This window comes from Cribrihabitans pelagius (assembly GCF_048820915.1).
GTDB classification, from domain to species: domain Bacteria; phylum Pseudomonadota; class Alphaproteobacteria; order Rhodobacterales; family Rhodobacteraceae; genus Cribrihabitans_A; species Cribrihabitans_A pelagius.
On record NZ_JBMERR010000004.1, the window covers coordinates 212,375 to 221,181 of the forward strand.

Annotated in this window: 8 protein-coding genes and 1 pseudogene; 4 read left to right on the plus strand and 5 right to left on the minus strand. The window is 69.7% G+C overall.

All coding sequences use genetic code 11. The annotated features are described in order from the left end of the window. Positions 1–75: 75 nt before the first annotated feature. The gene (locus ACOHX0_RS05695; RefSeq protein WP_420675718.1) at positions 76–1,875 is read left to right on the plus strand and encodes a serine protease; all 1,800 of its coding nucleotides are present in this window, start codon (positions 76–78) and stop codon (positions 1,873–1,875) included. Positions 1,876–2,590: 715 nt separating this feature from the next. Here ACOHX0_RS05695 and ACOHX0_RS05700 read toward each other — a convergent pair. The 4 genes from ACOHX0_RS05700 to ACOHX0_RS05715 all read right to left on the minus strand — a co-directional run bounded on the left by ACOHX0_RS05700 (position 2,591) and on the right by ACOHX0_RS05715 (position 5,203). Continuing rightward, the gene (locus ACOHX0_RS05700) at positions 2,591–3,232 is read right to left on the minus strand and encodes an SDR family oxidoreductase (RefSeq protein WP_420675719.1); all 642 of its coding nucleotides are present in this window, start codon (positions 3,230–3,232) and stop codon (positions 2,591–2,593) included. 13 nt (positions 3,233–3,245) lie between these two features. Beyond that, a complete protein-coding gene (locus ACOHX0_RS05705; protein ID WP_420675720.1) occupies positions 3,246–3,779 on the minus strand; it encodes a DUF1178 family protein in 534 nt (177 codons plus the stop codon). Positions 3,780–3,884: 105 nt separating this feature from the next. Further along, complete coding sequence (locus ACOHX0_RS05710; protein ID WP_420675721.1) at positions 3,885–4,643, minus strand: EcsC family protein; 759 nt, start codon at positions 4,641–4,643, stop codon at positions 3,885–3,887. A gap of 50 nt (positions 4,644–4,693) precedes the next feature. Next, positions 4,694–5,203 (minus strand): GNAT family N-acetyltransferase, encoded by a 510-nt coding sequence (locus tag ACOHX0_RS05715; RefSeq protein WP_420675722.1) that lies wholly within the window; start codon positions 5,201–5,203, stop codon positions 4,694–4,696. Between the two features lie 97 nt (positions 5,204–5,300). On the opposite strand from ACOHX0_RS05715, the gene ACOHX0_RS05720 reads away from it, so the two are divergent. Beyond that, positions 5,301–5,906, plus strand: a complete 606-nt coding sequence (locus ACOHX0_RS05720) for a flavin reductase family protein (protein ID WP_420675731.1) — start codon at positions 5,301–5,303, stop codon at positions 5,904–5,906. 9 nt (positions 5,907–5,915) lie between these two features. After that, positions 5,916–6,557, plus strand: a complete 642-nt coding sequence (locus ACOHX0_RS05725) for a CatB-related O-acetyltransferase (RefSeq protein WP_420675723.1) — start codon at positions 5,916–5,918, stop codon at positions 6,555–6,557. Between the two features lie 291 nt (positions 6,558–6,848). On the opposite strand, the gene ACOHX0_RS05730 is transcribed toward ACOHX0_RS05725, so the two are convergent. Further along, positions 6,849–8,459 carry a SulP family inorganic anion transporter gene (locus tag ACOHX0_RS05730; protein ID WP_420675724.1) on the minus strand — a complete coding sequence of 537 codons (1,611 nt, stop codon included), beginning with the start codon at positions 8,457–8,459 and terminating at the stop codon, positions 6,849–6,851. A 235-nt stretch (positions 8,460–8,694) separates the two neighbouring features. Here ACOHX0_RS05730 and ACOHX0_RS05735 point away from each other — a divergent pair. Then, a pseudogene (locus ACOHX0_RS05735) lies at positions 8,695–8,807 on the plus strand (IS5/IS1182 family transposase); the annotation flags it as partial.

Below are 8,807 nucleotides of genomic sequence, written 5' to 3' on the forward strand. Positions count from 1 at the left end.
GCGTTTCCTTCCCCGCCGCAACATGCTTAACCTCGCGCCGCAACCACAAGAGCTGTCCGGGAGTGAGGTCCTTTAATGAAAAATCTGTTTACCACCCTGCTGCTGCCGCTGATCGCGCTGGCGATGGGCGTCACCCTGGCCGTCTCCTCCCCTGCCGCAGCGCAAGGCAGCGGCGCGGGCGTCTGGATCCAGATCGCCGCCCGCCCGACCCTGCGCGAGGCCGAAGCCGAGGCCCGGAGGTTCGCGGCCAAGCTGCCGGATGTGGCCGGGTTTGCCCTCGGCGGCGGCTGGTACGGGGTGCTGATCGGCCCCTATGCCCGCAGCGACGCCGAGCGCGTGCTGCAGGTCTACCGCGCCGAGAACCAGATCCCGCGCGACAGTTTCATCGCCTTCCCGCGCAACCTGCGCGGCCAGTTCTACCCGGTGGCCGCGGACACCGGCACCAGCCCGGAGCCTGCCCCGCAAGCAGCCGCGGAGCCGCAGCCGGAACCGCCCGCGCCGCAGCAGCCTGCCGCTGACCGGACTGAACTGGAAACCGCGCTCAACGCGCTGCCCGGCGAAAGCCCGGCCGAGGCCCGGCGCGGCGAAGCCCGCCTAAGCCGGGAGGCGCGCATGCAGCTGCAGGTCGCGCTGAAGGCCGCGGGCTTTTACGATTCTGCCATCGACGGCGCCTTCGGCCGCGGCACCCGCGCCTCGATGCGCGGCTGGCAGGCGGCCAGGGGCTATGAGCCCACCGGCGTGCTTACCACGGCGCAGCGCCAGGCGCTCATGGCGGAATACAACGCACCGCTCAATTCTGTCGGCATGGCCCGGGTCGAAGACCTGAAGGCAGGCATCGCGTTGCAGATCCCCGCCGATGAGGTCGCCTTCGAGCGTTACGAGTCGCCCTTTGCCCGTTACGCCAGCAGCGGCGGTCTGGGCGCGCAGGTGCTGCTGATCAGCCAGCCCGGCAGCCGGCGCACTCTGCACGGGCTATACGACATCATGCAGTCGCTCAGGATCGTGCCGCTCGAAGGCCCGCGCCAGCGCGGTTCCGGCAGCTTCACCATCGAGGGCCGCAACGATGAGATCGTCTCCTATACCGAGGCAAGCCTCAAGGATGGCGAGATCAAGGGCTTCACCCTGGTCTGGCCCGCCGGCGACGAGGACCGCCGCACCCGGGTGCTGGCCGCGATGCAGGACAGCTTCACCCGGCTCGATGGCGTGCTGGACCCGGGCGCCGGCGCCGGCCCCCGCCAGGACATCGACCTGGTCGCAGGGCTGGACGTGCGCAAGCCGCGGCTGTCGCGCTCGGGCTTCTTCGTGGATGAAAGCGGCAGCGTGCTGACCACCTCCGACGCGGTGGCGGGCTGCGGGCGGGTGACGCTGGACCACGGCTACGCGGCCGGGGTGGCGTTTGACAGCGCCGCTGCGGGCATTGCCGTGCTGCGCCCGGCCGAGCCGCTGGCGCCGCCCGCCGTCGCCGGTTTCGGCGCCTCCGCGCCGCGGCTGCAGTCGCAGATCGCGGTTGCCGGTTTCTCCTACCAAGGCGTCCTGGGCGCGCCGAGCCTGACCTGGGGCGACGTGGCCGCTCTCGAGGGGCTGGACGGGGCCGCAGGCCAGTCCCGCCTTGCGCTGCCCGCCCAGCCCGGCGATGCCGGCGGCCCGGTGCTGGATGGCACGGGCGCGGTGGTCGGCATGCTGCTGCCGCGCCCCGAAGGCAGCCGCCAGCTGCCCGAGGACGTGCATTTCGCCGCCGGCGCCGCGGCGCTGCGGGCGGCGCTCTCCGAAGCCGGGATCGCGGCTGCCGAGGCCACCGGCCAGGCCAAGCTCCCCAACGAGGCAATGCTGCGCCACGCCACCGGCATGACCGTGCTGGTCAGCTGCTGGGATTGAACCCGGCGCCCTGCCAAGCGCGGCCGCTCCTTCCAAGCCAGATCAGGCCGGCGCCCCGCGCCGGTCTTTTCACATCCCCCCGCACGACGCAAAGCCGGGCTGGCAAACGCCTGCGAAAGGCAACCGCTCCTGCCCGGCTTCAGGCCCTGCCGGTCCCTGTGACCGTTGGGCGTCCTGCGGTGGCGCGGGGTGCCAGCGGCGCCGCAGACCAGCCTGCCGGCCCTTCCGGAATGCAGCGCCCCAGTGGCGGCAGTCCGATGGCGGCACGCCTTCCGGCCCGGACTGGCCGCGCTTGCGCACTCTGGACAAAATCCCTTGCATCAGGCGGCGCGAACCGGGAAGGCCGCCTGGCACGCGGGACCGGAGGAGGCACCCCTTGAGTTGCTGGCGCGGCAGGGCAGCAAACGTTCCCGGGCGCCGCCCCTGCCAGCCGCCTGCGTTTCTTTATGAGGCCGCGGCCCGCGCGCTGGCAGCCGGCACCATGCGACGGCGCGGGCTCCGCCTGCCCCCGGTCATCCGGCGCAGCGCCCGCAACGCCCCTGCCCCGGCCGCGCCACGCCCAGCCCCGGCTTCATGCCGCCATCCCGCCGCCACAAGCGCCCGCGCCGCGCTGGCGCGGCGCGCGGCCCAAGGCCGCCAGCAGGTCTGGCGCAGCCAGGCTTGCGCGGGCGCGGAAGGGCGCCCCTGCCGCCGCGCAAGCCTCAGAAAAACGCGTTCAGAAAGGGTGGATGCGCCCGTCCCAGGTGTGAAAACAGCCGGTGGTGTCGAGCGACAGCATGTCGAACTCGTGCATCAGCCCGGATGCCGATTCTGCCACCGGAATGTCTCCGTCATCGCCGCCCATGCCGGTGCGCACCCAGCCGGGGTGGTAAATCCCCACCGCGATGCCCTCGGGCTTCAGATCCGTGGCCAGGTTGCGCCCGATGTTGAGCGCCGCCGCCTTGGAGGCGCGATAAGCATAGCTGCCGCCCGGCGCCAGCGCCTGGCTGGCCATCTGCGAGGAGATGATCGCAATCCGCGGCTCCGTGGCCAGCCGCAGGTTCGGCAACAGCGCCTGCACGGTCAGGAACACGCCGGTCACATTGGCCGCCAGGGTCTTGGCCCAGACCTCGGCGGTGTAATCCTCCAGCGCCATCGCCTTGTCGAGATAGACCCCGGCATTGCAGACCAGAAGATCCACCGGCCGGCCCTTCAGCTGCGCGGCAAAGCGCGCCTGCTGGCCGGGATCGGTCACATCCAGCCGCACGCCCGAAGAGTGGTCGCGCGAGGTGCCGGTCACTTCATGGCCCGCCGCCGCGAGCTGCACCGCCAGCTCCCTGCCGATGCCGCGGCTGGCTCCTGTCACGATCACATGCATGCGCTGGCGCCTTTCAATTGCTCTTGCGGCCGGGCTTGAAGGGCAGCGGCAGTACCGGCACGCCCTCCTCGATCAGGGCGCGGGCTTCGTCCGGGCGGGCCTCGCCGTGGATCGCGCGCTCCGGCGCCTCGCCCAGATGCATGGCGCGCGCTTCGCTGGCGAAATCCTTGCCCACGTAGTCGGAATTGGCCTCCACCTTGCGGCGCAGCTCGGCAATCGCCGTCTCCAGCGCGCCCGTTGGCCGGCTCAGCAGGCCGCGGCCCGGAGCCTCACTGCCGCGCGGCGGCTGCCCCGCGGGGGGCTGCTGAGGGGCGTGATCAGCAGCCTGGCCCTGCTGCGCCTTCGCTGCCACCTCTCCGGGGCCCGCCGCGGCGGCGGAGCGGGCCGGGCGCACGCGCGGCGCCATCAGCGCCTTTTCCACCTGGCCGCTGCCGCAGACTGCACAGGCCACCAGCCCCGCCGCTGCCAGCTTGTCGAAAGCCGCGGCCGACTGGAACCAGCTGTCGAAGCTGTGCCCTTCGGCGCATCTGAGGCTGTAGTGTATCATCGCTTCCCTTCCAGCAGACGCAGGCGATTAAATACGCTGGGCCGCCAAGTGCAAGGCCCAGCGCATGCGGCTCACCCGGCCTGCGCCGCAAAAGCCGCAAGCCGCTCAGCCGGGCAGCCGCGCCCGCAGCTTCTGCACCAGCTCCTCCGGCGCGGTATCGGCCTCCACTGCCAGGCGGCGCAGGCCGAAATGCACATGCGCCATTTCGCGGTAATAGCCCGCAAAGACGTAGTTCACCGCAGCGCCCGCAAAGGCGCCCGCCACCGGCACCGCCTGTGCCGCCAGCTTCTGGCCCAGCACCAGCCCCAGCCGCGGCGCCACCCGGGCGATCAGCTTGTGGATGCTGCCCGGCAGGCTCAGCCTGAGCGCCGTAAAGCCCAAGTCGGCGCCATCGTCATGGCCGAGGGGGCCTGCGGCCGAAAACACCTGGATGCAGTCGAACTTCACGCTCTCGGCCTCCGGGTCGAAGCCCTCGGCCGCCGCCGCGCCCTGGATGCCGCGGAGCAGGAAGGCGGTGGTGGCAGGCAGTTCCACCAGCGCGCCGGGCAGGCCCGCGGCGCCGCCCGCAGCGCCCATTGCGGCGCTCACCAGCCGGTCCAGGCCCGGGTTCTGATCCGGCACCAGGCGGCGCGACTGCCCGGCCCCGAAAAGCGCCAGCCGCAGCCCGGCCCCGGCCGCCTCGGTCAGGCCTGCGCGCACCGGCGCGGGCAGCCGCTCCAGCAGCGTTTCGCCGCTGCTGCCAAGCCGGTTCAGAAGCGCCACGCCCTTGCCGCCCGCAGCGCGGTAGCGCTGCGCCAGGGCGTCAAGTTCCGCCTCCACCTGTTGCGCTGTCAGAACGCGTGTCTTGGGCAGGATATCCGTCACGGGCCGCCTCCTTTGCCGTTCTCAGCAGATTGGCAGGCCTGCGCGGCATTTCAAGGGCCGCATTTGCGGGATGCGCCGTCCCAGCGCGTGACCGGACCGGTCACGCCACCCCAGGCGCCGGCCTGCAGCTCCAGCCCCAGCACCCGATCCGGGTTGGTCGGCGGCGGCATCGCCACGCCCTCCAGCCGGAAAAAGCCAAAGCGGCGGTAATAGGGCGCATCGCCCACCAAGAGCACCCGCGCCCAGCCGGTCTCCTCCGCCTTGGCGAGGCTGTCGCGAATCAAAGACCCGCCCAGCCCCTCGCCCTGGCGGGTCGGATGCACCGCCACCGGGCCCAGCAGCAGCGCCGCAGCGCCCCCCGCCATCACCGGCCAGTAGCGGATCGCCGCCGCCAGGATGCCGTCGCTGTCGCGCGCAACCTGGCTCAGCCCCGCCACCGGCGGCACGCCCTCGCGCAGCCGGTAGGACGACAAGGCCTCGCGGCCCGGCGCGAAGCACAGGTCGTAAAGCGCCTCGACTTCCCACCGGTCGTCCGGCCGTTCCGCTGTCAATTCGATCACGCCGCCCCGCCTCCGCAATATCCCCTGCAGGCTGGCATTCGCCCTAGCACGCGCGTAAGCCTTGGGCAAACATATGAACAATAACATGGAGACGCAGATGTTCTACCGCCCCGAGGACGGCCACGGCCTGACCCACAACCCGTTCAATGCCATAGTCACACCGCGTCCGATCGGCTGGATCTCGACCCGCTCAGCCGCGGGCATCAACAACCTCGCGCCCTATTCCTTCTTCAACGCGGTTGCCTACACGCCGCCGCAGGTGATGTTCGCCTCCACCAGCGCCAAACCGGACCAGCCGGGCACCAAGGACAGCGTCGCCAACATCGAGGAAACCGGCGTGTTCTGCGTCAACGTGGTGTCCTATGCCCTGCGCGATGCAATGAACGCAACCTCCGGCCCGCTGGCTAAGGAGACGGACGAGTTTCTGCACGCGGGGCTCGAGCCGGTCGAGTGCGAAACCATCGCCTGCGCCCGTGTTGCCACTGCTCCGGCGGCGCTGGAATGCCGGCTGACCCAGGTCGTGACCCTGCCGGGCGAGGCCAACCGCGTGGTTTTTGGTGAAGTCACCGGCGTGCACATGCGCGACGAGTGCCTGAAAGACGGCCAGTTCGACGTCACTACATTCCAGCCGCTGGCGCGGCTCGGCTACCGTGACTACTCGGTCGTGCGCGAGCTGTTCCCGCTCGCCCGTCCCGGCGACTGAGGCCCCGCGATGCCGCTGCCCGATCCCTCCCTGAAAAACCCGGTGATCCTGCCGGACGGCACGCCGCACGCGGGCACCGTGATGCTATCCGAAGTGCTGGACCATCCCAATTTCCAGGTTGGCGCCTACAGCTACGCCTCGGATTTCGACCCGCCGCAGGATTGGGCGCAGCACCTTGCGCCTTATCTCTTCCCCGGCGCGCGGGAGCGGCTGGTGATCGGCCGCTTCTGTCAGATCGCCGACGGGGTGCGCTTCATCACCGCTTCGGCGAACCACGCGCAGGAGGGGCTGAGCTGCTACCCCTTCCCGGTGTTCGACCCGGGCCAGCTGGCGGGCTTCCAGCCCGACACCCGCGATACCGTGGTGGGCAACGACGTCTGGATCGGCTACGGCGCGCTGATCCTGCCCGGCGCGCGGATCGGCGACGGCGCCATCATCGGCGCAGGCGCCGTGGTGCGCGGCACGGTGCCGCCCTTTGCCATCGTCACCGGCAACCCCGGCACGGCGCACAGCTTCCGCTTTTCGAAACCGCAGATCGCCCGGCTGCTGGCGCTCAAGTGGTGGGACTGGCCGCCCGAACTGATCGCCCGCGCCGAACCGGCGCTGCTGTCCGGCGACCTCGACATGCTGGAAACCCTCGCCCCCGACTGAGCCCGGCGCGGAGGAGCCCTTGCTGGTCCGGAGCCGCCGCCGCCTGAGACCGGACGGCCGCGCGGGCAGCGCCGGGACAAGGCAAATCGCCGAGGAGCCCCGCCGCGGCGTGGAGTCGGCTATTTGCCTTGGCGCGGGGCGGGCCGGGCGGCAGGCACGGATCAGCGGATGGCGGATGCGGGCCAGCATTTGCTGGTCTGGTGAGCCCGAGCCCCCTTCCCCGTTCCGGTTTCCCATAAGAAAACCCGCAGATCGCCAGATCCGCGGGCCTCCTCATCTTCTCGTCCCGGCTCAGTGGCCGCCGAGAATCCCGGTCTTGACAGAGTAGTCCACCGCAACTTCATACTCCGGGTCGTCATCACTATCGACCATCAGATGCCCCGCCTTGGTCAACAGTTGGTGGCAATCGCGGCTCAGGTGGCGCAGCATCAGCGCCTTGCCCGCGGCCTCGTATTTGCCGGCCAGCGCCTCGATCGCCTGCAGCGCCGACTGATCCACCACCCGGCTGCGCGCGAAATCCACGATCACCCGCTCCGGGTCGCCTGCCACGTCGAACAGCTCGATGAAGCCGTCGGTGGAGCCGAAGAACAGCGGGCCTTCGATCTCATAGACCTTGGCGCCCTTGTCGGTGGCCGACTCCCGCGTGGTCGCGTGAATGCGGCGGGCGTTGTTCCAGGCATAAGCGAGCGCCGAGACGATGACGCCGACGACCACCGCAATCGCGAGGTCGGTCATCACCGTGACCACGGTCACCAGCACGATCACGAAGGCGTCCATCGGCGGCACCTTGGTCATGATCTTGAGCGAGTTCCAGGCGAAGGTGCCGATCACCACCATGAACATCACCCCCACCAGGGCCGCGAGCGGGATCTGCTCGATCAGCGGCGAAGCGGCGACGATGAAGAGCAAGAGGAACAGCGCCGCCGCAATGCCCGCGATCCGTGTCCGGCCGCCCGATTTCACGTTGATCATCGACTGCCCGATCATCGCGCAGCCCCCCATGCCGCCGAAGAAGCCGGTCACCACATTGGCCGCACCCTGCGCGATGCATTCTTGGCTGGCGCCGCCGCGCTTGCCGGTGATCTCGCCCACCAGGTTCAGGGTCAGCAGGCTCTCGATCAGCCCAATCGCAGCCAGGATCACTGCATAGGGCAGGATGATCTGGAAGGTCTCCCAGTTGAGCGGCACCAGCGGGATGTGGAAGGCCGGCAGCCCGCCCTCGATCGAGGCCATGTCGCCAACCCGCGGCACATCCAGCCCCAGCCCGATCACCAGCACCGCAACGATGCCGATCCCTGCGAGCGGCGCCGGGATCGCCGATGTGATCTTCGGCATGCCCCAGATGATCACCATGGTCAGCGCCACCAGCCCCAGCATCAGCAGCATCGAGCCGCCCTGCAGCCATTCCGCCCCGCCCGAGCCCGGCACCTTGAACTGGGTGAGCTGGGCAAGGAAGATCACGATCGCGAGCCCGTTCACGAACCCCAGCATCACCGGATGCGGCACCAGGCGGATGAACTTGCCCCAATGCATCACGCCCGCGATCACCTGCAGGATGCCCATCAGCACCACGGTGGCAAACAGGTACTCGACCCCGTGCTGCGCCACAAGCGCCACCATCACCACGGCCAGCGCCCCGGTCGCGCCCGAAATCATCCCGGGCCGGCCGCCGAACACCGCGGTGATCAGCCCCACGAGGAAGGCCGCGTACAGCCCGACCAGCGGGTGCACCCCGGCGACAAAGGCAAAGGCCACCGCCTCCGGCACCAGCGCCAGCGCGACCGTGAGGCCGGATAGCAATTCGGTGCGCACACGGGCCGCGGTAAAGCCCTCGTCCTGCATGATGGAGAGGTTGGGCGGGGAAATCTGCTTGGCCAGCAAAGCCATGGCTGCGCGTCTCATTCGGGGTACCTGTGCTCGGGAGGAGGAGTGTTCGCTGCCCCGCCCCTAGCGGAAATGCGCCGAAGGAGCAAGCCGGAGGGTGTCTGCGGCACCTCCGTCGCGTCGAAGCAGAAGCGCAAAGGATTTGCAAAAATTTGCAAGTACAACCCGACTCGCGACATGGTTGCTTTAGGCTCAGGACCCATTGATTTCCGTTTGGCCGCGTGATTCACGGTGCTCAAAACGAGCGGTGAACATGTCTGACCTTTTCTGGCTGAGCGACGAGCAGATGGCCCGTCTGAAACCCTTCTTCCCAAAGTCCCACGGGAAGCCTCGCGTTGACGACCGTCGGGTCTTGAGTGGGATTAT